19 protein-coding genes are annotated in these 24374 nt (G+C 68.4%); 7 read left to right on the plus strand and 12 right to left on the minus strand.

From position 1 onward, the window contains the following. The first annotated feature begins 316 nt into the window (after positions 1-316). The 7 genes from C7450_RS33860 (at position 317) to C7450_RS04500 (ending at position 10543) form a co-directional block, all read left to right on the plus strand. Complete coding sequence (locus C7450_RS33860) at positions 317-2245, plus strand: ABC transporter permease (RefSeq protein ID WP_170147042.1); 1929 nt, start codon at positions 317-319, stop codon at positions 2243-2245. Further along, a complete protein-coding gene (locus C7450_RS04475; protein ID WP_245449469.1) occupies positions 2242-3012 on the plus strand; it encodes an ABC transporter ATP-binding protein in 771 nt (256 codons plus the stop codon). Before C7450_RS33860 ends, C7450_RS04475 begins: the two co-directional genes overlap by 4 nt. Continuing rightward, the gene (locus C7450_RS04480; protein WP_110373127.1) at positions 3005-3709 is read left to right on the plus strand and encodes an ABC transporter ATP-binding protein; all 705 of its coding nucleotides are present in this window, start codon (positions 3005-3007) and stop codon (positions 3707-3709) included. The genes C7450_RS04475 and C7450_RS04480 overlap by 8 nt, the downstream gene beginning before the upstream one ends. Positions 3710-3961: 252 nt before the next feature. After that, entirely contained in the window at positions 3962-6664 is a 2703-nt protein-coding gene (locus tag C7450_RS04485; protein ID WP_110373128.1) for a winged helix-turn-helix domain-containing protein, read from the plus strand. 104 nt (positions 6665-6768) lie between these two features. Next, positions 6769-7932, plus strand: a complete 1164-nt coding sequence (locus C7450_RS04490) for an acyl-CoA dehydrogenase family protein (RefSeq protein ID WP_110373129.1) — start codon at positions 6769-6771, stop codon at positions 7930-7932. Between the two features lie 206 nt (positions 7933-8138). After that, positions 8139-8882 (plus strand): SDR family NAD(P)-dependent oxidoreductase, encoded by a 744-nt coding sequence (locus C7450_RS04495; protein WP_110373130.1) that lies wholly within the window; start codon positions 8139-8141, stop codon positions 8880-8882. Between the two features lie 38 nt (positions 8883-8920). Further along, the gene (locus tag C7450_RS04500; RefSeq protein ID WP_110373131.1) at positions 8921-10543 is read left to right on the plus strand and encodes a class I adenylate-forming enzyme family protein; all 1623 of its coding nucleotides are present in this window, start codon (positions 8921-8923) and stop codon (positions 10541-10543) included. Positions 10544-10561: 18 nt separating this feature from the next. On the opposite strand, the gene C7450_RS04505 is transcribed toward C7450_RS04500, so the two are convergent. The 12 genes from C7450_RS04505 to C7450_RS04560 all read right to left on the minus strand — a co-directional run bounded on the left by C7450_RS04505 (position 10562) and on the right by C7450_RS04560 (position 24285). Beyond that, positions 10562-11959 carry an MFS transporter gene (locus C7450_RS04505; protein WP_170147043.1) on the minus strand — a complete coding sequence of 466 codons (1398 nt, stop codon included), beginning with the start codon at positions 11957-11959 and terminating at the stop codon, positions 10562-10564. Then, on the minus strand, positions 11908-13104 hold the full coding sequence (locus C7450_RS04510; RefSeq protein WP_110373133.1) for an ABC transporter ATP-binding protein: 1197 nt from the start codon (positions 13102-13104) through the stop codon (positions 11908-11910). The genes C7450_RS04505 and C7450_RS04510 overlap by 52 nt, the downstream gene beginning before the upstream one ends. Beyond that, complete coding sequence (locus C7450_RS04515) at positions 13101-14879, minus strand: ABC transporter permease (protein ID WP_146227256.1); 1779 nt, start codon at positions 14877-14879, stop codon at positions 13101-13103. The genes C7450_RS04510 and C7450_RS04515 overlap by 4 nt, the downstream gene beginning before the upstream one ends. 14 nt (positions 14880-14893) lie before the next feature. Then, positions 14894-15940, minus strand: a complete 1047-nt coding sequence (locus tag C7450_RS04520; protein ID WP_110373135.1) for an ABC transporter substrate-binding protein — start codon at positions 15938-15940, stop codon at positions 14894-14896. A gap of 40 nt (positions 15941-15980) precedes the next feature. Continuing rightward, positions 15981-16772: an SDR family NAD(P)-dependent oxidoreductase gene (locus tag C7450_RS04525; RefSeq protein ID WP_110373136.1), complete on the minus strand. Its 792-nt coding sequence runs from the start codon at positions 16770-16772 to the stop codon at positions 15981-15983. Positions 16773-16887: 115 nt separating this feature from the next. Beyond that, positions 16888-18573 (minus strand): FAD-dependent oxidoreductase, encoded by a 1686-nt coding sequence (locus C7450_RS04530; protein WP_210206357.1) that lies wholly within the window; start codon positions 18571-18573, stop codon positions 16888-16890. A 14-nt stretch (positions 18574-18587) separates the two neighbouring features. Next, positions 18588-19850, minus strand: a complete 1263-nt coding sequence (locus C7450_RS04535; protein ID WP_170147044.1) for a cytochrome P450 — start codon at positions 19848-19850, stop codon at positions 18588-18590. Between the two features lie 120 nt (positions 19851-19970). Continuing rightward, positions 19971-20483, minus strand: coding sequence for a nuclear transport factor 2 family protein (locus tag C7450_RS04540; protein WP_110373139.1), 513 nt, complete (start codon positions 20481-20483; stop codon positions 19971-19973). Positions 20484-20901: 418 nt separating this feature from the next. Beyond that, positions 20902-21540 (minus strand): TetR/AcrR family transcriptional regulator, encoded by a 639-nt coding sequence (locus tag C7450_RS04545; protein ID WP_110373140.1) that lies wholly within the window; start codon positions 21538-21540, stop codon positions 20902-20904. A 64-nt stretch (positions 21541-21604) separates the two neighbouring features. Further along, on the minus strand, positions 21605-22261 hold the full coding sequence (locus C7450_RS04550) for a TetR/AcrR family transcriptional regulator (RefSeq protein ID WP_110373141.1): 657 nt from the start codon (positions 22259-22261) through the stop codon (positions 21605-21607). Between the two features lie 52 nt (positions 22262-22313). Continuing rightward, positions 22314-23390 carry a CaiB/BaiF CoA transferase family protein gene (locus C7450_RS04555; protein WP_110373261.1) on the minus strand — a complete coding sequence of 359 codons (1077 nt, stop codon included), beginning with the start codon at positions 23388-23390 and terminating at the stop codon, positions 22314-22316. A 10-nt stretch (positions 23391-23400) separates the two neighbouring features. Continuing rightward, on the minus strand, positions 23401-24285 hold the full coding sequence (locus C7450_RS04560) for an SDR family oxidoreductase (protein ID WP_245449470.1): 885 nt from the start codon (positions 24283-24285) through the stop codon (positions 23401-23403). Positions 24286-24374 lie beyond the last annotated feature (89 nt).

Genomic DNA, 24374 nt, shown 5'->3' on the forward strand with positions numbered 1-24374 from the left:
CCTGCCTGCCGATCGCTTCGCTCCTGCCGTGCATCATGGTCGCCGCCCTGCCCTCTGTGCCGGAAGTCCGTCGCGCCGGCACTCCCTGCATCGTGGATAGCCCCAGCCGCGGTGGGGCGAACCCTATCGATCGATAGGTCCTCGCAGGCGCCTCAACCCCTAGGGTCTGGGCCTGTTCATGGTAATGTCGGGCAAAGCGACGACGTCGCCCGCCGGCACGACTAAGACCGGCGGCCGGCGCCAGGGGTGGAACACAACAGACGCGGGTGACGTGTCGTCCAGCATCGGGCAGGCCCACGTGTCTCAGGGAGGACGTATGCTGGATCAAGTGTTGTTTGCCTTGGCCAACGGCCTAGCGACGGGGATGGCGGTCTTCCTGGTGGCCGCTGGCGTCACCTTGATTTTCGGCCTGCTGCGCATTCTGAATTTCGCGCAGGGAAGCTTCTTCATGCTCGGCGCCTATGTGGCCTTCAGCATCATGGGGCCCTCCGCGAGTTCCATCTGGGTGTTTCTGCTGGCCGCCTTGGTGTCCGGTGTGGTCGTTGCCGTGCTCGGACTGGTGACGGACATGGTGGTGTTCCGCCGCCTGCGCAACTACGACGAGGCCTATACGCTGATCGCCACTTTCGCGCTGATGATGCTGCTCGATGGCCTTATCAAGCTGATCTGGGGGCTCAACTACCACTCGATCAGCCCGCCACCTTCGCTCGGCGGGGTGCTGATGTTCGGGCCGGTGATCGTGCCGATTTTCTCGCTGTTCATCATCGGGCTCGGCATCCTCGTCTTCATCATCCTCGAATTCGCCATCCACCGTCTGTGGATCGGCAAGATCGTGCAGGCGCTGGCCCATGACCAGTGGATGTCCGGCTTCGTCGGCATCAACGTTCCCCTCATGCTCACGCTCACGGTCGTCGCCGCCTTCTTCCTCGCAGGGGCGGCGGGCGGACTGCTCCTGCCCAACCAGAGCCTGTCGCCGACCCTGTCGCACGCCTTCCTGCTGCAGGCCTTCATCGCGGTCATCATTGGCGGGCTCGGCAATATCCGCGGCGCTTTCATGGCCGCGCTCGTGCTCGGTCTGGTGGAGAGCCTCAACGCGGTCGTCCTGCCCGACCAGCCGGGCGTCGCCATGTATGTGGTGATGGTCGCCTTCATGCTGTGGCGCCCCGCCGGTCTGCTCTCGGCCGGCACCGTCGACCACGCCACGTCGCAGCATGCCGCCGCCAGCGTCCCGATCGACTGGGCCCGCTACCGCACGATGCTGACGGTGGCCGGCATCGCCGGCGCGATCGGCGTCGCGGCGATGCCGCTGTGGGCCAATCCCGGCACCGTGTTCCTCGCCGGGGTGGCGCTGATCGCGGCGCTGTTCGCCTTGTCGTGGAATCTCCTGTTCGGCACGACCGGCCTTGCCACCTTCGGCCATGCGGCGTTCTTCGCCATCGGCTGCTACGCCTCCGGCCTGATGCTCAAGGCGACCGGCGGCCAGTGGTTCCTGGTGGTGCTGATCGCCGCCGCGCTGATCGGCGCGGTGGTCGCGGCGATCGTCGGCTCGGTCGCCATCCGCCGGACGACGGGGATTGCGCTCGCCATTCTGACGCTGGCGCTGAGCGAGATCATGCGCCTGCTCATCAGTTCGTCGGCGAGCCTCGGGCGCGACGACGGCGTCTCCGGCATTCCGCGCCCCGATCTCGACCTCGGCTTCACGACGCTCAGCCTGCAGAGCACGCAGAACTACTTCTGGTTCCTGTTCGTGGTCTGCGGCGCCATGGCGCTTGGCCTGTGGTGGCTGAGCGCCGGGCCGCTCGGGCGCGTACTGCGCGCCGTCAAGCAGGACGCGGAGCGCACCAGCTTCCTCGGCATCAACATCGGCCGCTACCGGCTGGTCGCCTTCATCATCTCCGGATCGGTCGCGACACTGGCCGGCGCCCTGCAGGCGCCGTGGGTGCAGATCGTCACCCCCGAAGCCGCCAACTACCTGGTGTCGATGCAGCCGATGCTGAGCACGCTTCTCGGCGGGGCCGCCTTCTTCTGGGGCCCGGTGGTCGGCACGGTGCTGTTCTTCATCCTGGCCGAGGCGACGCGCGCGCTGGCCGGCCTGTCGGAGGTGGTGACCGGCGGCGTGCTGCTCCTCCTCGTCATGCTCGCGCCGGACGGGGTGCTCGGCATCATCGGCCGTCTCCGCCTGCGCAAGCGGGCGGCGAGCCAGGGACCAAAGCTCGAATTCGTGGCCAAGGAGGCGCGGCCATGACCCCGGTGCTGAACGTCGAGAACCTCTACAAGAGCTACGGCGCCATTCCCGTGCTGAAGGACGTGAACCTGGCAGTCGCCGACCGCGAGACCCTGGCGATCATCGGCCCGAACGGTGCCGGCAAGACCACCCTGTTCCGGACGCTGACCGGCGAGGTGCTGCCCGAGAAGGGGCGCATCGAGGCGTTTGGCGAGGATATCACCCGCATGCCGGCGGCGCGTCGCGTCGCCCGCGGCTTTGGCCGCACCTTCCAGGTGGCGCGCATCTTTCCGGATACGACGTTGCTCGGCAATCTCGTGCTGGCCGTCGAGGCGCGCAAGCGCAACGCCGGCGAGCGCCTCGGCGGGCTGTTCCACTATAAGCCCTCAGCCGACACCCTCGCCAACGCCGAGCAATGGCTGGCGGCCGTCGGCCTGGGCGCGCGCCGGGACATGGAGGCGCGCTTCCTATCGCACGGCGACAAGAAGCGGCTCGAGATGGCGCTGGCACTGGCGCTCGGCCCGAAGGTGCTGATGATGGACGAGCCCACCGCCGGCATGTCGCCCTCCGACCGGGTCGAGATGGTGGCGCTGGTCAAGCAGATCCGCGACAGGTTCGGCGTGACGGTGCTGCTGACGGAACATGACATGGACGTGGTGTTCGGGCTGTCGAACCGGATCATGGTGCTCAACTACGGCCAGGTGATCGCCATCGGCACCGGCGAGGAGATCCGCGCCAACCAGGCGGTGCGCGACGTCTATCTGGGCCATGAGGTGCAGCATGCTTGAGGTCAAACAACTTCGCGCCCTCTATGGGGACAGCCTGGTACTGCACGGCATCGATCTGAAGATCGCGCCGAGCGAGCGGGTCGCGGTGATCGGCCGCAACGGCGCCGGCAAGTCGACGCTGCTGAAGAGCATCATGGGCGGCGGCCCCGCCGCCCATGGCGTGCTGCAGTGGAACGGCGCGGATCTCCACCGGCTGAAAGGGTTCGAGCGCACGCGCCTCGGCCTGTCGCTGGTGCCCGAGGACCGGCGCATCTTTCCGCATCTCACCGTGGTCGAGAATCTGGAGATCGCCCGCCACGCCACGGCGAAGGGCAAGACGCCCGCCTCGCCGGAGGCGATGATTCGTTTCTTTCCCATGCTGGAGACCCTGAAGGCCCGGTTCGGCAATCAGCTCAGCGGCGGCCAGCAGCAACTGCTGGCCGTGGCGCGCGGCCTGCTGCCCATGCCGAAGCTGCTGCTGCTCGACGAGCCGACCGAAGGCCTGGCACCGATCATCGTCGAGCAGATGGCCAAGTCGATCAACGCCATCTGCGACGAGCACCGAGTGGCGCTGCTGCTCAGCGAGCAGAACCTGTGGTTTGCGCGCCAATGCACCCACGCCCTGCACGTCCTGGACACCGGCCGCATCGTGTTCAGCGGCACATGGGACGAATTCGACGCCTACCCGGAGGTGCGCAACCGGCATCTCGCCGTGTGAGGTCCCATCCACCGTCCGGGTGCGCCTTCCGGCGTCTCCTGGCAGCGCGTGACACACCGGCCCGGGCGGAAACGCCCGGGCCGACTGCATTTTGGGGTGCAGGTTGCACCCATGCCGCCTGCAGGGGCAGGCAAAGTTCCATCGGGAGGCGTGTTCTCCTTGCGCAACCAACCGGACGAATGGTAGATTAGCGGTAATGACAACTGGCGGCCAAAGCCGCCGGACAACAAAATTCATATATGGGGAAACGCCATGGAACCGATTCGGACCAAGCTCGTTCCGCCGATCGAGACTGCCGGGCTGCTCGATCGCCCCCGGCTCCGCCAGTTCCTCGTCAGCGCATCCGCCCGCCGCATCACCCTGGTCAAGGCTCCCGCCGGCTATGGCAAGACCACGCTGCTCGCTCAATGGCACGAGGCCTTGTCGCGGCAGGGCGCGCGGGTAGCCTGGCTGACCCTCGACCGCCAGGAGCGCTCCGGCAAGGCCCTCGCCGCCTCCCTCGCCGCCATGCTGGCTGCCAACGGGATGGCCGACGGGCTGGACTCGATCTTTCGCAACGAGACCTATTTCAATGCCGAGGGCCTGCTCGCGGCGGTGATCGACCGGCTTGCCGCCCTGGCGGCGCCCGTCTTCATCGTTCTCGACGACACCCATGTCCTTGCCGACGACGCGGCCGACATGCTCGGCCTGCTCCTCCGGCGCGCGCCGGCGAACACGCGCTTCGTCATCGCCACACGCGAGACGGCGGCGCTCGAACTCGGCGTTCTGAGAGCCTATGGCCAGCTCTGCGAAATCGGCATGCAGGCCCTGCAGTTCACCCGCGACGAGACCTGCGCGCTGCTTGCCGGTGCCGGCCATGGCGATCTTTCGCCAGAGGACATCGACACGCTGATGGAGCGCACCGAAGGCTGGGTGACCGGCCTGAAACTCGCCTCGCTGGCGCTGGACGGTTGCGCCGACCGGTCGGCGCAACTGGCCGCTTTCTCCGGCCGGCGGCGGGCGGTGGCGGATTTCTTCGCCGAAGACGTCTTCGCCATCCAGAACGAGGACATCCGCGCCTTCCTGCTCGCCACCGCCCATCTCGACCGCCTGTCGCCGCCGCTGTGCGACGCCGTCGCCGGCCGCAGCGATTCCGCAGCCATGCTGCGGCGCCTGGAGGAGATCGGCCTGTTCATCGCCGCCCTCGACGACGAGGGCAACTGGTACCGCTATCACAGCCTGTTCTCGGACTTCCTGCGGCGCAAGCTCGCCGACGTCGATCCCGGCGCAGAGCCGTGCCTCCAGCGCGCCGCGGCCGAATGGCTGTCGTGCAACGGCCATTGGGCAGAGGCGCTCGAACATGCGCTGCGCGCACGCGACTTCGAGCGGCTGGGGCGTTATCTCGAAGCCATTGCCGAGGAATTCACCTATACGGGCCGCCTCGGCGTAGTCGCGCGCTACGCCGGCCACCTGCCGGTGGCGATCTTCGCGCAATGTCCATGGACGATGGTCTCGGTCGCCTGGCTGAAGATCCGCGCCATGCGCCATGCCGAATCGCGGCGCCTGCTCGATCAGGCACGGCTGTGCCTCGACCAGCGGCTGGCGACGGGCGACGACGGCAGCAGCGAGGCCCTGCGCCACGCCATCGAGCATCGCGAGATGATGCTGGCCGCCGCCCATGACGATGCGGCCCAGGTGGAGCAGCGCTGCCACCGGCTCATGCGCTACTTCGACGGGCGCCGGCCCTATTTGGCCTGCACCATATACGGCCAGTTGCTGATCGCCCGGCGCGAGCAGTTCCGTTTCGACGGGCTCGACAAGATCCATGCCGACGGCAAGGCGACGGCCGAGCAGTCGGGCTACAGCTTCGCCCTGATTTCGCTGCAGGCTGCCGCCGGCGCCACCCTGTTCGCTAACGGCCGCACCGAGGCCGCCACGGCCGCGCTCGAGAACGGCTTCGCCGAAAGCCTGCAGTGGACCGGCCGCAATTCCGGCCTCTCCGCCCTGGTCGCGCTGCCGCTGGCCGAAGTCGCCTACGAGACCAACGCAGTCGAGCGCGCGGCCGAACTCATCGACAGCTACCTGCCGGTGGCGCGCGAAATGTCGTTTCCCGACCAGCTGGTGTCGGGCCATATCGTGGCGTCGCGCCTCCTGGCCGCCAAGGGCGACCTGGCGGGTGCCCGCCGCGCCCTCGACGAGGCCTCGGCCATCGCCCTCGAATGCGATCTCGAGCGTTTGCGCCTCGCCGTCATCCACGAGCAGATCCGTCTGCTGCTGCGCAACGGCATGCCCGAGGCGGCCAGCCGCCTTCTCGAATGGGCGGGACTGCCGGTCGAGCTCGAGAGCTGCCTGCCGCGGTCCGGCGCCACCACCCGCGAGGAGACCCACGCCGAGATCTGGGTGCGCATGGCGCTGAGCTACGACGATATCCCCGAGGCGCTGGCGATCATCAAGCAGTGGCGTTCGTTCTGCGCCCAGCGCGGCGCTGTCAGGCTGCACGTGCGCTGGAGCATCCTGATGGCCCAGGCGCTCCTACTCGGCGGCGAAGTGCGGGCGGCGCAGCGGCAGATGCGCGAGGCGATCGCCACGGCGGCGCCCGCCGGGCTGGTGCGCTGCTTCGTCGACGAAGGCACGGTGGTACGTTCGATCCTGTCGGAAGCCTATGCGGACAGCATCGCCTCCGACCATCCGACCGACCTGTTCGCGCAGCGCGTGCTCGCGGCCTTCGAGGGCAAGCGCCCGATGCTCGGGGCGCTCGCCGCCCCGGACGAGGGCCTCTACGGCCGGCTGAGCGGCAAGGAGCTTGAAATTCTCACGCTGGTCGGCTGCGGCATGCGCAACCGCGAGATCGGCAACCGCCTCGGCCTCTCCGAGGGCTCGGTCAAGTGGTACATGCAGCAGGTCTACGACAAGGTCGGCATCCGCCGCCGCTCCCAGGCGGTCGAACGGGCCAGGCAATTCGGCCTGATCGCCTGAAGGCTGTGCGATTTGTGGCGGGGCCCCGCGCCCCGACTATCGTGCGATAGGTGAGGCGTCCCGGGCTCCGCCAGACAACAGCACGTAACGAAAGGAGCCCCGTCATGGATTTCGAGCTTTCCGAAGAAAACCGCGCATTTCGCGACATGGTGCGGCGTTGGGTCGACACGGAGGCCCCGAAGGCCTGGGCGCGGGAACTGGAGCGCAACGAGCACGACTATCCCTTCGCGCTCTGGGACAAGTTCACCGCCGCCGGCTTCCACGGCATCGGCATCGACGAGGCCTATGGCGGCCAGGGCGGCGACGTCATGACCCAGATGATTCTCGGTCGCGAGCTTGCCCGCTCCCTCGGCGGCCTCGCCTGGATCTGGGGCCTGACGTCCTTCGCCGGCGGCAAGTCGATCGGCGTCTACGGCAACGAGGAGCAGAAGAAGCGCTTCCTGCCAGCTATGGCGCGCGGTGAGCTGCGCGCCTCGATCGGCTTCACCGAGCCGAACGGCGGCACGGACGTGCTAGGGGCGCTCAGCACCACCGCCGAGCGGGTCGACGGCGGCTGGGTCATCAATGGCGAGAAGATCTGGTGCTCGTCATCGCATGTGGCCGACTACATCCTGCTGCTCGCCCGTACCGACAAGAATGTCGAGAAGCGCCATCACGGCGTCACGCTGTTCTTTGTGCCGGCCAAGCAGAAGGGCCTGACCGTCACGCCGCTGCCGAAACTCGGCATGCGCTCGATCGGCTCCTGCCTCGTCCATATCGACAATGTCTTCGTGCCCGACGACCTCGTGCTCGGCGAGCCGGGCCGCGCCTGGTATATGCTGCTGCCGACGCTCAACAACGAGCGCATCATGGTCGGCGCCTTCTGCCTCGGTGTCATCGACGGCGTACTCGAGGACGCCCTCGACTACATGAAGCAGCGCAAGGCCTTCGGCAAGACCATCGGCTCCTTCCAGGCGCTGCAGCACTACGTCGCCGATATCGCGACGTGGCAGAAGGCCATCGAGCTGATGCTGCACAACACCGCCTGGCTGCAGTCGCAGGGCAAGGACTGTGGCATGGAATCGAGCATGCTCAAGGTGATGGCCTCCGACTACGCGGTGCAGGCCGCCGACCTCGGCATCCAGATCCTCGGCGGCATGGGCTATTCGGCGGAAACCGACATGCAGCGCTACTGGCGCGACGCGCGCCTGTGGAAGATCGGCCCGATCACCAACGAGATGGCCCGCAATGGCATCGCCGAGCGGCTCGGGCTGCCGCGATCGTTCTGATCGCGCCGGCGCCGGCTCCCCCCTCCCCTGACCCCCGGCGCCCACCGGGGGCAACTGGGCCGGATCGACCACGTCCGGTCCTTCTTGTTGTCGCAGCGGCGGCCCGCGCAACGGCCCCTATCGGGCGATAGGTGGCGGGCGGCCGCGGGCCGGTAGATTGACGCCTAGGCGCATGCCGAGAAGACGCCGTTCAGGACTGGACGCCCATGGATGTGAAAGATCGGGTCTGTGTCGTCACCGGCGGATCGTCGGGTCTCGGGCAGGGAACAATCGAGGCCTTGCTCGCCGGCGGCGCCAGGGTCGCCAATCTCGACCTGCGGGAGCCGCATCGGGCACCCGACGACGAACGCGAACTCTTTCTCGCCGTTGATGTCAGCGACGAACAAGCCGTCGCGACCGCCATCGCGGCGGTGGTGGCGCGCTTCGGCGCGGTGCATGTCTGCGTGAACTGCGCCGGCATCGTCAAGGGCGCGCCGGTGGTCGGCGACGACGGCATCTTTCCGATGGCGCTGTTCCGGCGCACGATCGACGTCAACCTCACCGGTACGTTCCAGGTGCTTGCCCACTGCGCCCGGCACATGGCGCGCAACGCGCCCGGGCCGGACGGCGAGCGCGGCGTCATCGTCAATACGGCCTCGATCGCGGCCGTGGATGCCAGCAGCAGTGCCGCCTACGCCGCGAGCAAGGGCGGCGTCGTGTCCCTGACGCTGACGGTCGCGCGGGACCTCGCCCGCCTCGGCATTCGCATCAATGCGATCTGCCCGGGATTCATGGACACCGAGATGTTCGGCGGCCTGCCCGCCGACTGGACCGCGGCGCTGGTCGCCAAGACCGTGTTTCCGAAGCGTCTGGGACACGCGGACGAATTCGGCCAACTGGTCTGCCATCTCATCGAGAACCGCTTCATGAACGCGTCGATCATCCGCTTTGACGCAGGCGCGCGTGTGTAAAGTCTTAGACCAGGCCGGCCAATGCCCAGGGACGATCCATGACCACGCCTCGCAACGATAGCGTCTTTACCCTCGCCCAACTCCTCGAGAACAACGCACGCGTTCGTCCGGATGAGCTCTATGCCATCTTTCCCGACGTGACGATCACCTATGGAGCACTGTACGAGCGTAGCCGGGCGCTGGCCAAGGGCCTGATCGCGCTGGGGCTCGAACCCGGTCAGCACGTCGGCATCATGATGCCGAACTGTTTGGATTTCCTGCTCGCGCATTTCGCGGTGCAGCTCGCGGGTGGCAAGAGCGTCCTCTACAACGCCCGTTTCAAGCAGCACGAACTGGCGACAGTGGTTCCCCACACGGATGCCCGCATCGTCATCACGACGGACCGGATCCGCGACCATGTCGACTTCGCCGGTCTTCTGGCTGCCACCTTCCCCAGGCTCTCCGACGCCCCGTCGCCCGATGGCATCGCGCTGGCGGAGGCGCCGCTACTCGACCATATCGTCCTGTTCGGCGAGACGCGCTGGGAGCCGGCGCTGTCGGATGCCGATCTCTTGGCGCGCGGCGCATCTGTCCCGGACAGCGTGCTCGACAGCGCCCACGCCGCCCAACATCCCGAGCACACGGCGGTGATGATCTACACCTCCGGCACCACCGCCGCGCCGAAGGCCTGCAAACTCTCGCACGCCAGCTTGCAGCGGGCGTGGCGGGTCTATTCCCGTTCTGTCGGGCTGGCGCCGGGTGAAACGGTCTGGGACCCCATGCCGTTCTTCCACTCCGGCGGCATCGGTCTCATCACAGGCATCATGGCGTGTGGGGCCGCCATCCTGAGTACCCCGCATTTCGATCCCGACCTGGTGGCGCAGCTGATCGAGGAGTACCGGGTCGAGCATCTCTATCCCGGCTTCCACACTCTCAGCCTTCCGGTGCTGCGCTCCCCGCACTACGACCGGGCGCGCTGGACCGGCTTCGTCAAGAGCATGGTCAATGTCGGTCCGCTCGGCACCCAGTATGTCATCCGCGACCTGCTGCCGCCGGACGTGCCGATCATGAACCTGTTCGGCATGTCGGAATCGTCGGGCCTGTTCATGCTGACCCCGCCGGATGCGCCCGAGGACAAGCGCCTCGCCTCGAGCGGCCGTCCGCTGCACGGCGCCGAGGCGAAGATCGTCGATCCCGAGACCCTGGAGGAATTGCCGGCCGACACCCGCGGCGAGATCGTCTTCCGCGGCGCCGGCGCCTTCCGTGGCTACTACAAGGACCCGGCGCACACGCACAAGACCATCCTGGCCGACGGTTGGGTGCGGACAGGCGATCTCGGCATGTTCGACGCGGAAGGCTGGCTCTACTTCCTCGGCCGCCTGAAGGACATGCTCAAGGTCGGCGGTGAGAACGTCGCCGCCGCCGAGGTCGAGTCCTTTCTCAGCGGCCATCCGGCCGTGAAATTCGTGCAGGTGCTGGGCCGCAGCGACGAACGCCTCGGCGAGGTGCCGGTTGCCTTCGTCGAGTGCAATCCCGGCATGAGCGTCGACGAAGAGGGGCTGTTGGCGTTCTGCAAGGGCCAGATCGCCAACTTCAAGATCCCGCGGCAGGTGATCTTCGTCACCGAATGGCCGATGTCGGCGACCAAGGTACAGAAATTTCGCCTGCGCGAGTTGCTGTAACGGCGCGGCGCCCGGCTGTCAGCCGGGCCGGCCCAGGCGGCCGCCGTGCACGGCGATGAACAGCAGCGTACTCGCGGCCATAGTCACCGCCGAGGCGATCAGCCCGACCTGGTGGCTCAGGCCGAACAACGCCAGCATGGGGCCGAGCACCAGGGGGCCGAGCACCAGCCCGGCATCGCCCGCGGTGCGCAGGGCGCCCAGCGTCGCGCCATAGCCACCCTTCGACAGATCGACGGCGAAGCTGTTGAGCGACGGCGCCAGGATGCCGCTCGCCGCCCCCGACAGCACGACGCCGGCCCACAGGAAACGGACGTCGCTCTCTATGCTGATCAGCACGAAGGCGACCGTCACGGTCACGCTGCCGAGCAGGATCGACGGGGCCGCGCCCAGCCGGTCGATGAACGGGCCGATGAACGGCTGGATGACCAAGTTGGCGAGCGCTCCGGCGGTGAGCAGCAGCCCTACCGTCTCGAAGCTCATGCCGAACGCGTCGCGTGCGATGATCGGCACGATCTGCCAGGAGGTGGCCGTGCGTGTCATGTAGAGCGTGAATGTCAGCACGCCGAGCACGGCGAAGCCGAGCGACAGGAACTGGGTCAGCACGCTGCCACTTCGCCCGGGCGCAGGGGCAGCGTGCGGCGGCGCCTGCACCTGGGGACGATCCGCGGCGTAGGCGAGCGCCAGCGCCAGGGCGAGCGAGGCCATCACCCCCTGCAGCAGGAACGGCGATGCCACGCCGAAGCGGGTGCTGAGCAGGCCGCCGGTGACCGGCCCGAGCGATATGCCGATCAGCACCGCCGTCTGGTAGCGGCTCATCATCAGGCCCCGCGTCCCCGCGGCCGACCGGTCCGTCAGGGCCGCGAGAGCCGCTGTCAGGGCGATCGACGAACCCGCTCCGAGCAGCAGGATGCACAGGGCGGAGGCCAGCAGCCCCAGCGCCCAATAGGCGCCGAACGAGCCGAGCGCCAGAATCAGCAACCCCGCCCGCATCACCACGGTGCGGCCGTAGCGGTCCGCCGCCACGCCGGCCGGCATGTTGGAAGCGAGCCTCGCCGCGGCGAAGCTGGTCAGCAGGATGCCGGCACCGGCCTGTCCGCTGCCGTCGCGCTCGGCCATGACGGCGAGCAGCGGAAACATCATGCCCGTGCCGGTCATGACGCAGAAGGGAATGGAGAGGAGCGGCAACAGCCGCGGCCCTCCGCTTGCCGCCGGCCTGTGCATCATGGCCGCGGCCGGGGGCACCACCCGCGCCGTCGGGCCGAGTGGGCGGGGAAGCGGGGCGCCCGCCTTGGTCCGCCCCGCGGGGATCCGGGCATGGCGCGGCCTGGCGATCTCGAAGGGATGGGCAATGGCGGCTCGCGGTCCTAGCTGTCCTGCGGCACCATGCGCAGGCGCTCCGCCCTGGTGGACACCCACATGGTCGCGCCTGCCGGCAACGGCGCGCTCTGGCCCCATACCTGGAACTGCAGATGGCCGCAGCGCAGCAGGGTTTCGGTATAGGCGCCGAGGAAGACCGAATTGACCACGACGCCCTCCCAGCCTGGCCCGTCGGCCGGGCGCGCCGCCCCGACGGCGCAATGCTCCGGCCGGAACAGCACGCAGACCGCGTCGCCTGCTGCCGCGCCGTCGGGCGCGCCGACCGACAGCCGGCCGAGCGCCGTGTCCACCTCGGCCTGGCCGGCGGCGACGCCGATCACCCGGCCTGGCAGCTCGTTGGTCGTACCGATGAAATTGGCGACGTAGCGCGACACCGGCCGGTCGTAGATGGCATCCGGGGCGCCGATCTGCTCGACGCGCCCCTGGCGCAGCACGGCAATGCGATCGGCCAGGGCCATGGCCTCGATCTGGTCATGGGTGACATAGACCGCGCTGAATCCGAGCTTGCGCTGCATGTCGATCAGTTCGAGACGCAGCTGCTGGCGCACCTTGGCATCGACATTCGACAGGGGTTCGTCGAACAGCACCAGCGCATCCTTGGAGACGACCGCCCTGGCCAACGCGACACGCTGCTGCTGGCCACCGCTCATCTGTGCCGGATATTGTCCGCCGAGATCGCCGATGCCGACCTGCCGCAGCGCATCGACTGCCTGCGCCGCCGCCGTGGCCTTGGCCATGCCGCGCGATACCAGCGGATAGGACACGTTGTCGGCCGCCGACATATGCGGCCAGAGCGCATAGGACTGGAAGATCATGCTGATGCGCCGGTCCTCCGGCTGGCGGTTCAGGCCGCGCGCACCGTCGAAGGCGGGCTGGCCATGAATCACGATCTGCCCGGCATCGGGCTTTTCCAGGCCGGCGATCGCCCGCAGCAGCGTGGTCTTGCCGCAGCCGCTGGGGCCAAGCAGCACAAGCACCTCGCCCTGCCCGACGTCGAGCGAGATGCCGTCGATGGCCGGCACCGTGCGGCCGTCCTCGCGGCGGAACTGCTTGTGCAGGTCGCGGACGGAGACCACGGGCTGCGCCTGGCTGGCGATCGCATTGGCGACGCTCTGTTCGCCGACACGCCCTTGCGGACGATGCGGAGCGCGCTCCAGGACGGGAATGACGCCGGCGTTACTCATGATGCACTCCTGGGCGTGCCGCGTCCGCGGCGGCGCGAGAACACGAGGACGAGGCCGACCACCAGGCAACTGATGACGGTCAACAGGCTCGACAGCGCGGCGAGCCCCGCGAATGACGCACCCTCGTAGATCTCCAGGATGCGGAAGCCGACCACCGGGTTTTGGGTGCCGGCGAGGATCGAGGATGCGGTGAGGTCGCTGATCATGCGCACGAACAGCAGTGCCCAGCCGGCGGCGAGCCCGCCCAGCATCAGCGGCAGGCTGACGCGCATGAACGTGCGTCCGCCGCTCGCCCCGCAGATGCGCGACGCCTCGGTGAGCTCGCGCCCGACCTGCGCCGCCGCCGAATCCGCCGCCACCGACGCCTGCGGCATGTAGAGGGCGAGATAGGCCATGAGCAGGATGAGGAACGTGCCGTTCAGGTTGAACGGCGCGCCGCTGAAGGCCAGCACGAAGCCCAGGGCCAGCACGATGCTCGAGACCGAGGCCGGCAGCTTGATCAGCCCGTCGACGGCACGCGCCGCCGCCGAGCCGTGGCGTTGTACGAAGAGCGACAGGACCGCCGCGGCGACGATGCCGATGGTGGCGCCGGCGATGCCAAGCGACAGGCTGTTGCTCAGCGCCGTGAGCGTCAGGCCGTCCTCGAAGAGGATCTCCCGGAAGGTGTTGAAGTTCAGCGCCGTCCAGCGGATGGTCGGCGTCCAGAAGCCGTTGAGCGCCACCAGAAGCAGGGCGACCAGCGGCAACACCGCCGAGATCAGCATGTAGAGGACGATGACGCTGCGCGCCACCGGCCGCCAGGCGCCGAGCTCGATGGTGACGGTGCGGCTGCCCTTGCCGCTGACCGTCGCGAACCGGCCCTTGGAGAGCACCTTGAGCTGCAGCATCCACGCCGTGCCGACAGCCAGCAGCACGACGAGCCCGAGGCCGATCGCGCCGGCCATGTCGGGCGGATAGGTGAAGGTCACGAGCCGCACCAGCCGTACCGGCAGCACCTCGATCTTGGCGCCGGTGCCGATGATCGCCGGCACCGAGAACAGCGAGAAGCCGAACCAGACGATGAGCAGCGCCGCGCCGCCCAGCGCCGGCCGCACGGCCGGAATGGTCACCTTGGCCATGGTGCGCAGCAGGCCGTTGCCGCAGATGCGCGACTGTTCCTCGAGGGCGCTGTCGACATTGCGCAGCCCCGCCGAGACGACGAGATAGACGTAGGGAACGGCATAGACCGTGTAGACGAAGATCAATCCGCCCCAGGTGTAGATGTTGAGCGGACCGCGCGTCATCTCCACGCCGAACAGTCCGAGCGCCCAGCGCAGCACGGCGTTGACGAAGCCGGCCCTGTCCGAGAGCAGCAGCACCCAGCCGATGGCCCCGGCGATCGGCGGCACGAGGAAGGGCAGGAGCGGCACGATGTCGGTGAGCACGCCGATGCGCGCGTCGGTGCGCTCGTTGATCCAGGCGAGGGCCGAGCCGATGGCGAGGGAGAGCATACCGCTCGCCGCGACGACGATGACCGTATTGGAGATGACCACCCAGGTACCCGGCTGACCATAGACCGCCAGCGCGGCAGCCCCGCCGCCCTCCCCGGTGAAGAACAGCCGGATGGCGATCCGCGCCAGCGGGTAGAGCGCCAGGAAGGCCAGCGCCGCGACCACCCCGATGCTGACGACATCGAACAGCGACGGCCGCCGGCGCACCGTCTTGCCGGCGGCCGGCAAGACGATGTCCGGGGCATTGCCCACCCAGTCGGGCCCTCGGGTCTGAACAGTGCTCATGGGCGGGCTGTCGATCACAGTCCGAGGAGCTTGCGGATCTGATCCTTGCGGCCCGCATTGCCGGGATCAGGCGACACATATTCCGGCGGGAATGCCGTGGTATCGTAGACCGAGACGTTGCCCACCTCGGCATTGAGCAGCTTGTTGCCCTCGGCGCTCATCAGGAAATTGGCGAACAGCCGCGCCGCATTGGGCGACTTGGCCTTAGCGCGGTCGGTGAGAATCAGCTGCATTTCGACGCCGGTCGTATAGGACGGGCGGACGATGGTCAGCGGCGCGCCCTTGTCCTGCATGGCCTTGGTCTGCGGCGCCGTCACCGGGGCCTGGACTGCCCCCTCGCCGGCGGCCAGCGACTGCATGGCGGGAACACCGGCGGGGAACAGGCGTGGGTCCTGTTCACGCAGCTTCTTGAAGAATTCATCGCCGTATTTGGCGTAAAGCGCCGCCCACAGATCGACATAGGCGTCCGACGATGCCGGATCGGGAAGGATAAACTCGCCCTTGTACTTCGGGTTCAGAATATCCGGCCAGTCCTTGGGGGCGTCGGCGGCCTTCACCTTCTCGTTGTTGTAGGCGAACTGCCAGAGCTGCACCTGGACGATCGCCGAGACGTCGCGATCGAAGGCCTTGGGAAACTCGCCGGAGGTCACCGCAGGGATGCCGGCCTTGGAGAGCGGCTCGATCCAGCCCTTGGCGATGCCCTGGCGGGCGAAGGGCACTGAATTGCCGCCGGAGAGGATGATGTCGGCGACGATCTTGCCGGATTCCGCCTCGGTGGCGTAGCGCTGCAGCAAGGCGGCGCTGCCGAGGCGCAGGAACTGCGCCTTGATGCCGTATTTGTCGGCGAAGGCCTTGGTCACGCGGCTCGCCACGTTCTCGGTCGCCGCGCTGTAGAAAGTGAACTCGCCCTCGGCCTGCGCGGCCTTGATCAGCGCCGGGAGATCGGCGGCTGGCACCGGCCCCTGGGCCAGGGCCGGGCCGCCCGCCGCCAGCGCCATCGTTGCGCCGGCCACTGCCAGCCACATCGCCCTTCGCCTCGAAACCCAATCACGCATGGTCATGGCAAGTCCTCCCTGGACAGTTTTTGTTGTTGAACGTGGATCAATCCGGCCTTTGCCACGGGTTTCCCATGCCCGATGCCGTCATCAGCTGAGTCTGGGCGCCGCCGTCGCAGACGAAATCCGCGCCGGTGACGAAGGCCGCGTCCGGGCCCGCCAGAAAGGCGATCACCGCCGCCTGGTGCTCGGGCTGGGCGATCATCCTGAGGGGGTTGCGGCCCTCGCGGCGGTCCTGGCCGGGCGACGACGAATTGGCCGAGATCGCCGTTTGGGTGCTGCCGGGCGAGACCGTGTTGCAGCGGATGCCGGCCGGCCCCCAGTCGCAGGCAAGCTGCTTCACCAGCATGATGAGGGCTGCCTTCGACGGTGCGTAGGCGCCAAGCGTCGGCGTCGGCTCGTGCGCGGCGATCGACGCCGTGGCGACAAGGCAGCCCCTGGCCGCCGCCAGCATGGGATAGGCGGCCTTGCTCAGCAGCCAGGTGGGGCGCGTGTTGATGGCAAAGGCGCGCTCATATTCCTCGAGGCTGATTTCGAGCAGCGTGCCGCGGGAGATGATGCCGGCATTGCTGATCAGGGCGTCGAGGCCGCCGAAGGTCGCTTCCGTGGCGGCGACCGCCGCCGCCGGCACGGCGGGATCTGCCAGATTGCCGACGAAGGTCCTGACCGTCGCGCCCTTCGCCGCCAGTTCGCCGGCGACCTCCTCGAGCGGCGCTGCATGGATGTCGACAAGCATGAGCTCGGCGCCGCGGCCCTCGCGGCGGGCGACATCATCCTGCAGCCGGAAGGCGGCGGCGCGGCCGATGCCGCTGGCGGCACCGGTAATCAGGATCTTCATCGTCTCGTCTCCCCGAACCTGTCGCGCCCGCCGGAAAGCCCGAACGAGCGGCGCGGCTTCTGTATGTTACGGCCGCCGCCTGGATCGCACCCCGGAAGCGGCGCCTGATCCCGTGCTAGGCACGCGCCTTGGCGACCGAAGCCAGATGACGCATGCCGAGGTAGCCGAAGGTGATCGCCGGCCCGAGCGTCACGCCCGGCCCGGGATAGCGCCTGCCCATCACCGAGGCGGTGGTGTTGCCCGCGGCATAGAGCCCCTCGATGACGCTGCCATCCTCGCGCAGCACTCGGGCATGCTCGTCGGTCACCAGCCCGCCCTTGGTGCCGAGATCGCCGGGATAGAGCGCCACCGCGCAGAACGGCGCCTTCACCAGCGGGGCGAGGCAAGCATTGGGCTTGACCGTCGGGTCGCCGAAATAGCGGTCGTAGGGATTGCTGCCCCGGCCGAAGTCCTCGTCAACGCCGCGGCGGGCAAAGCCGTTGAAGCGCTCGACCGTCTGGGTCAACGTCGGCGCGTCGAGGCCGATCATCGCGGCGAGCGCCGCGATGCTGTCGGCACGCCGGAAATAGCCCTTGTCGACCAGTTCCTTCGGCGTGACCCCGGGAAACAGCAAGCCGAACGGATAGCGCGAGCGGTAGTTCTGGTCGAAGATCAGCCACGACGGGATGCTCTGGCCGTTCTTGTTACGCTCGATCATTTCGTGGCCGGCATCCACGTAGGAGATCGCCTCGTTCATGTAGCGCCGCGCCGTGGCATCGACGATCAGCGATCCGGGCTTGGAGCGTTCCGAGACATGGAAGATGGCGACGCCGTTCGGCATGACGCTGGCCGGTCCCCACCAGGCCTCGTCCATCAGCGACAGCGCCGCACCTGCCGACTGGCCAAGACGGATGCCGTCGCCGAGATCGGACTTGCTCGCCGAGGTCCAGGCGCCGGTGACCGGCGACGGCTGGTAGGTGCCGCGCATCTCGGCATTGCGCGCGAAACCGCCGGCCGCCAGCACGACGGCCCGGCGCGCCGAAATGGTGAGCGGCCCGTCCGGACCCTCCGCCCGCACCCCCACGACCCGCTCGCCGTCCTTGACGAGTTCGGTGACGCGGGTCTGCAGCAGCAGGGGAATGTTGCGCAGGCGCACCTGGTTCAGCATCTGGCCGGCGAGCGCCCCGCCGCCGGCGGCGAGCCGCCGGCCGGTGGCCTTGCCCCAGAGGAAATGCACGAAGACGCGGGCGTAGGTGAGGAGGCCGCTCAGGGTACGCTTGGCGAGCACGAGGCGCGCCACGTCGCGCGTGCCCATCGGCATGGTGCGCGGGAACGGCCGGCGGAGGAAGCGCGTCGACCAGTCGCCGAGCTGGTTCATGTCGAATACGGCGGATTCGATGCCGCGCCCGGCAACCGACGCTCCGGGCCGATCGGGATGATAATCGGGATAGCCAGGCGTGCGCCGCAGGCGGATGCCGGTGGATTCGAGGAAGGCCATGGCTTTCGTCACGTTCTCGACGAAGGCCCGCTTGCGGGCGTTCGAGGTCGCCGGTCCCTGGTCGCCGACCACGTCGTCGAGATAGCGCAGGGCGTCCTCGGCCGAATCCTTGTCACCATCGGCCAGCATGAAGCGGTTGGCCGGCACCCAGATGCCGCCACCGGCAAGCGCCGTCGATCCGGACAGGAGATCCGAGCTTTCCAGCATCAGCACGTCGAAGCCGGATCCGTTGGCGGTCAGCGCCGCCGCGAGGCCGGCGGCGCCCGTTCCGACGACGACCACGTCGGCGGAGCGTTCGTTGAGTTGGGGAGGCATTGCGTTCATGTCAGGGCCTGTGCTCACGCATGTTCGGCCGGCGCGGCGAAGCGCACGGGAAGTTCGACCAGTCCGCGCAGCATGGCGTGGCCTCCCCAGCGCAGGTCGCCCTCGGCAAGGCCGAGGGACGGATGGCGGGAGACCAGTTCCTCGAGCACCGTCGCGGCCTCGAGGCGTGCCAGTTGCAGCCCGATGCACAGATGCGGGCCGTGGCCGAAGGCGAGGTGCCCGCGCACGTCCTTGCGCATCACGTCCATGCGGTCCGGCTCCTGGAACACGGCTGGATCACGGTTGGCGGCAGCCAGGATCAGGTAGAGGGTGGTGCCAGCCGGCACCATCTCTTCGGCAACCTCGATATCCTCGGAAGCGACCCGCCCGGCGAACTGCACCGGCGTCACGGTGCGGATCATTTCCTCCACAGTGGTCGGGATCGCCTCCGGGGCGGCGACGAGTCTGTTCCATTCCCCGGACACCAGCAGCTGGTGAATGCCGGATGCGATCAGATTGGTGGTGGTCTCATGCCCGGCGAACAGCAGGATCACGAACATCGCCGTGAGCTCGACCGCCGACAGGCGTTCCTCCTGCTCTGCGCCGATCAGGAGATCGACGATGCTGCCGTCGCCCTGCACGCCGCGCCGGCGGTTGCGCGCGACCAGGCCTTCCGTGTAGCTGCGGAATTCGCGCAGGGCGCGATGGGCGGCGAGCAGCGCCGGGGTATCCGTGCCGCCGCGGTTGCGGCCCACCGCGTCGGACCAGGCGTGGATCTGCTCCAGGTCGCCGGCGTCGATCTCCAGCAACTCGCCGATGACCCGCAGCGGCAGCCGGTAGGCGAGCGCCTTCAGGTCGAAGCCGTCCTGGAGCGCCGTCTCCGCCATCAGATCGTCCATATGCCAGCGGATCCGCTCCTTCAGCGCGGCGACGCGCTGGGGGTGGAAGGCCCGCTGCGCGATCCGCCGCAGGCGGGCGTGGGCCTCGCCGTTGTTGCGGCTGACATAGTTTGCCTCGAAGGCCGTGACCTCGTCGAGGGCGATCCGGTCCTCGCCGCCGAGCCGCGCCCGGATCGCCTCGAACTGCGAGCCGCGACCCTTGGAATTGGACAGGAAGCGCACGTCGCGCATCAGCGACCCGACGAGCGCATGGCGGCCCACCAGCAGGGCCTCGTCCAGGCGCAGCACAGCGTGCTCGTCGCGCAGGCGGTTCCAGACGGGGAAGGGATTGGCAAGCGCCGCCGGCTCGGAACGGAAGATGGCCCGCAAATCGTCGTGAAGCGTCGTCGATCCGGTCATGAAACGCCCATCCTCAACCATTGCCCGAAGGTAGACCTGAGCGGGGCGCCCTCACCTATCTTCCGATAGAGCGGAAGCCGTGCCGTATGGGAGCGCGGCGCGCGCGGAGGCCTGTCGCATTCAGATGGGATCGGCACCCCGCGACTCGACCTCGGCGATGCGATGCCGGAAGCGCCAGCGACCGTCGTCGCAGCGCGCCATCCTGTCGACGTAGCGGCCGAAGGCGGTGAGGTGCGGATGGCCGTTCGGCCCGGCATCGAGGCGGACGAAGAAGCTGACCACCGAGGCGGCGGCCCCGTCCAGGATGATGGCAGGATCGACGACGATATGCTTGTGCCAGCGGGAGGGTGGCCGCGGGTGGCGGGAGATGAACTGGCGCAGGCCGGCGCCCTCGTAGCGGATGGCCGCGCCGTCGCCGCCGGCGCGCACGTCGGGATGGGGATGCGATGTCGCGCCGGTGGCGCCCAGTGGACGCCGCCGCACCTCGAACACCCCGTCTTCGGTGAAACAATCGATCCAGCCGTCGTCCTCGCCGCGGCCGATGGTGTGGCCGTAGGCATGGAGCGTGCGGGTGATCTCGCGTTCGGCCTCGAGCGCCTCGATGCGGGCGACGAGGGCGTCGAGTTCGGTCATGGCGGCGTTTCCTTGCGGTTAATTGCAGGGAAGCCTAGCGCCTTGCCGCGCCCTGCCGCCTATCCAAAGATCGGTGGCGACGAAACAGCCCGGGTGATGACCGTCGATGGACCGCTCGTGGACAGCGGCATTGTCCACCGCGGACCGGACCAGAGACGAAAGGGCTTCCGCCACCGCCCGCCATGGCGGAGCGGGAACGGCCCGGGCGCCGGCCGACATGCAACGGCCCCCGTCCCTCCTTCTCGCCATCCGTCCTTCGCCCTCTCCGTCCCCCCACCCGTCATGGCCGGGCTTGTTTCGGCCAACCCGATGGGATTGCCCTCGCCGATCGGGGTCAGCGGGACAAGCCCGGTGGTGACGGGGAAGGGGCGGCTCGCGGACGGCGGGTGCTTACGCCGCGGCGGCAAGAGCGGGCGTATTACGCGGCCGGCGGCTGCCAGGTCCCGAGCGTCTGCGCGTTGGCCAGGCTGTTGATCGTCATGGTCGCGAACTGGCGGCCGATGAAGGCCGGTTCCAGGTCCCCGTCCGACTTGAACCATGTGTAGGTCCAGTTGGTCGAGCCAAGCAGGCTGAGCGCCGCAAGCTTGGCGTCGACGTCGGCGCGGATCTGGCCGGCCTGCTGGCCGGCCCGGATGGTATCGATGAAGGCCGCCTGGTAGGCGTAGTCGTCGGCCAGCAGCGTCTTGCGCTTTTCCAGCGGGATCACTTTGCGCTCGTGCAGGAAGACCGCGACATTGACCACGTTCGCGCAGAGATGGTGGATGTGGCTCGCGACAAGCCGCCACAGGCGGGTCAGCGGGTCGTCCTGGTCGCTGGCGAGAATGTCGCGGACGAGGGCCATGCCCTCGCCGATGATTGCCGCCAGCACGTCCTGGAGGAGTTCCTCCTTCGAGCCGAAATAATAGTACAGGCTCGCCTTCTTCATGTTCAGCGCGTCGGCGATATCCTGCAACGAGGCCGCCTCAAACCCCTTGCGGTGGATGATCTGCTTGGCGACATGCATGATCTCGCGCCGCCGCTCCTCGTGCGACAGTCGCTTGCGGGCCGGTTGGGCCATGCTCAGGCTCCTCCCAGGCGGGGGGCGGTGCGCGCCGGCCGTGATAGCAAAGCATTGGGCATGGTCATGACGAACGGGCCTGGCGCTCCCACAGCACCGAGGGCTTGATGCCCCTGGTCAACTGGTCGGCGAATTGCTCGGCCACCTGCTCGGGCCCGCTGGTGACATGCGGGCGGTACCAGCGGTGCAGCCAGTTCAGCGAACCGAGGATCCACAGGGAGGCGAGCTTGGGGCTGACCTCCGCCGCGACCAGCCCGGCATCCCTGGCCTCGGTGATCAGGTCGCGGAAAACCCGCTGGTAGGCGTGGTCCGGACGCAGGATCTCGGCCTGACGTTCTGCGGGCAGACGCTCAAGCTCCCGCAGGAACACCGTGGTCTTCACCAGATTTTCGCAAACGAAGATGGCATGGCCGACGAGCACGGCGTGCAGCCGCTGCATCGGGTCGCCGGCGCGCGCAGCCAGCATGCGCACATTCTCGAGATGCTCGTCGTGGATCGCCTTGACGATGTCGAAGAGCAGGTCCTCCTTCGACTGGTAGTAGTAATAGACGCTTCCCTTCAGGATGCCGATACGGTCGGCGATCTCCTGGAGCGACGACCCGTCATAACCCCGCTCTGAAAAGAGCTGCGTCGCGGCGTCCTGGAGATCGGCCTTGCGCAGTTCCCCGGACATCCTGTCGATCGCGGCAGGTGGTTTGGGTCCGGTTGCCTCACTGCTCATGTGCTGCCCGCCACCTCTACACTCCAGCCATCATGGCATAGAGGCACATAGATCATGAACGCCACCGCGCCAAGAGTTCATCTGGCATCATCGCGGCAGAAGGCGTCGGCGCCGCGCCCCAATCCCCGAAGCGCGGCGCCGGCGCCGCCTCGATGAGGCCGTCGCGGTGGCGAAAGACTCCACGCGCCTTGAGATGCGGCGCATCCGGCGCCTCGGCGAAGGTCAGCACCGGGCTGACACAGGCGTCGATCGCCGAGAAGTGGTCGGCCCAGGCGTCGCGGTCGCGCGTCATGAACCGCGCGGCAATCGCTGCCTGCATGGCCTGCCAGCCGGTGCGGGGATACTGCGGAAAATCCTCCGGCGCCAGCCCAAGGCCCTGCATCAGCGCCGCGTAGAACTGGGGCTCCAGGGCGCCGACGGCGACGAAGCGCCCGTCGCGGCAGGCGTAGCAGCGGTAGAACGGCGCCCCGCCGTCGAGCAGGTTGCGGCTGCGGGCATCCTCCCAGCCGCCGGTCTGCCGGAACGCCTGGACCAGGCTGAGCAGCACCGGCACCGCGTCGCACATCGCCACGTCGACCACCCGCCCGCGACCGGTGCGCTGCGCCTCGAGCAGCGCGGCCAGGAGGCCGAAGGCCAGGAACATGGTGCCTCCGGCATAGTCGCCGACGATGTTCAGGGGCGGCACCGGCGCGTCCAGCGGACCGATCGCCGCCAGCACCCCGGTGAGCGCGATATAGTTGATGTCATGGCCGGCGCGCTCGGCCAGCGGGCCGGACTGGCCCCAGCCGGTCATGCGTCCGTAGACGAGCCCCGGTTGGCGGGCATGGCAGGCCTCGGGGCCGAGGCCAAGCCGCTCCATTACACCCGGTCGGAAGCCCTCGATGACCGCATCGGCCGCGGCGATGATGTCGAGAGCGGCGTCCCGATCGCCGGACTTCTTCAGGTCGAGCGTCACCAGGGGGCGCCCGCGATGCAGGATGGCGCCGCCGACGCTCTCGTCCACCACAGGCGTTCCCGGCCGTGCGATGCGCACCACCTCGGCGCCATGGTCGGCTAGGATCATGGCGCAGAGCGGCACCGGTCCGAGCGCGTCGAATTCGACAATCTTCAATCCCGACAGCACAGGCATGATCACGTCCTTAACGGCACCCGGCCAGGCCGCCATCGATGACGATCTCGGAGCCGGTGATATAGGCGCCCGCCCGCGAGGACAGCATGACGCAGGCGCCCACCACGTCCTCCGCCGAACCGAGCCGGCCGAGCGGGATGCGCTCCACCAATCCGGCCAACCGCTCTTCCCCGGCGCGGATATGCGAGGTCATCTGCGTGGGGAAATAGCCGGGCACAACCGTGTTGACGGTGATCCGGTCGCGCGCCAGTTCCGCCGCCAGTTCCCGCGTCAGGTGATGGACGGCGGCCTTGCTGGCAGCATAGGAGAATGCCGATAGCCTCTCGACGATGCGCCCGGCCAGTGAGCCGATATTGATGACGCGCGCCGGGTCCGATGCCGTGGCTGCGGCGCGCAGCAGCGGCAGGAGATCCCGGACCAGCGTGAACGGCGCCTGCACGTTCACGGCCATCACCGACGCCCACGCCTTGTCAGGGAATGTCGCCAGGGGCGCTCCCCAGGTGCGCCCGGCATTGTTGATCAGCACGTCGAGCCTGGTCTCGCGCTCGGCGATATCCCGCGCCAGCGCGGTCGCGTCCTCCGGCGACGACAGGTCGCGGGCGATGGCGATGCACGCGCCTGTCGCACCCGTGGCCTCGGCCCTCGTGGCTTGCGCGTTCATCGCCTCGGCCGCGGCTGCCGCGACATCCGCCTTGCGCGAGGTGATGTGGACCCTGGCACCTCCGGCGACGAAGCCTTCGGCGATCATGCGCCCCATGCCCTGCGCGCCGCCCGTGATGAGGACGACCTTGCCCGAGACGTCGAACAGTGAAGTGGGAGACTGGACCATGCTGTGACCGCTCTTGCGCCGGCGCGTGTCGCGCTGGCGGGACCCTCCACCGGCGGAGGGCGACAAGCCTTAACCTCCACCCAATGGCAGGCCGGGTGACCTATCGTCCGATAGGCCGCGCGCCGCGGGAGCCCACAGGCGGCTGCATGCGGAGC

Origin of the sequence: Chelatococcus asaccharovorans (genome assembly GCF_003201475.1) — a bacterium.
In the GTDB taxonomy this organism is placed as follows: domain Bacteria; phylum Pseudomonadota; class Alphaproteobacteria; order Rhizobiales; family Beijerinckiaceae; genus Chelatococcus; species Chelatococcus asaccharovorans.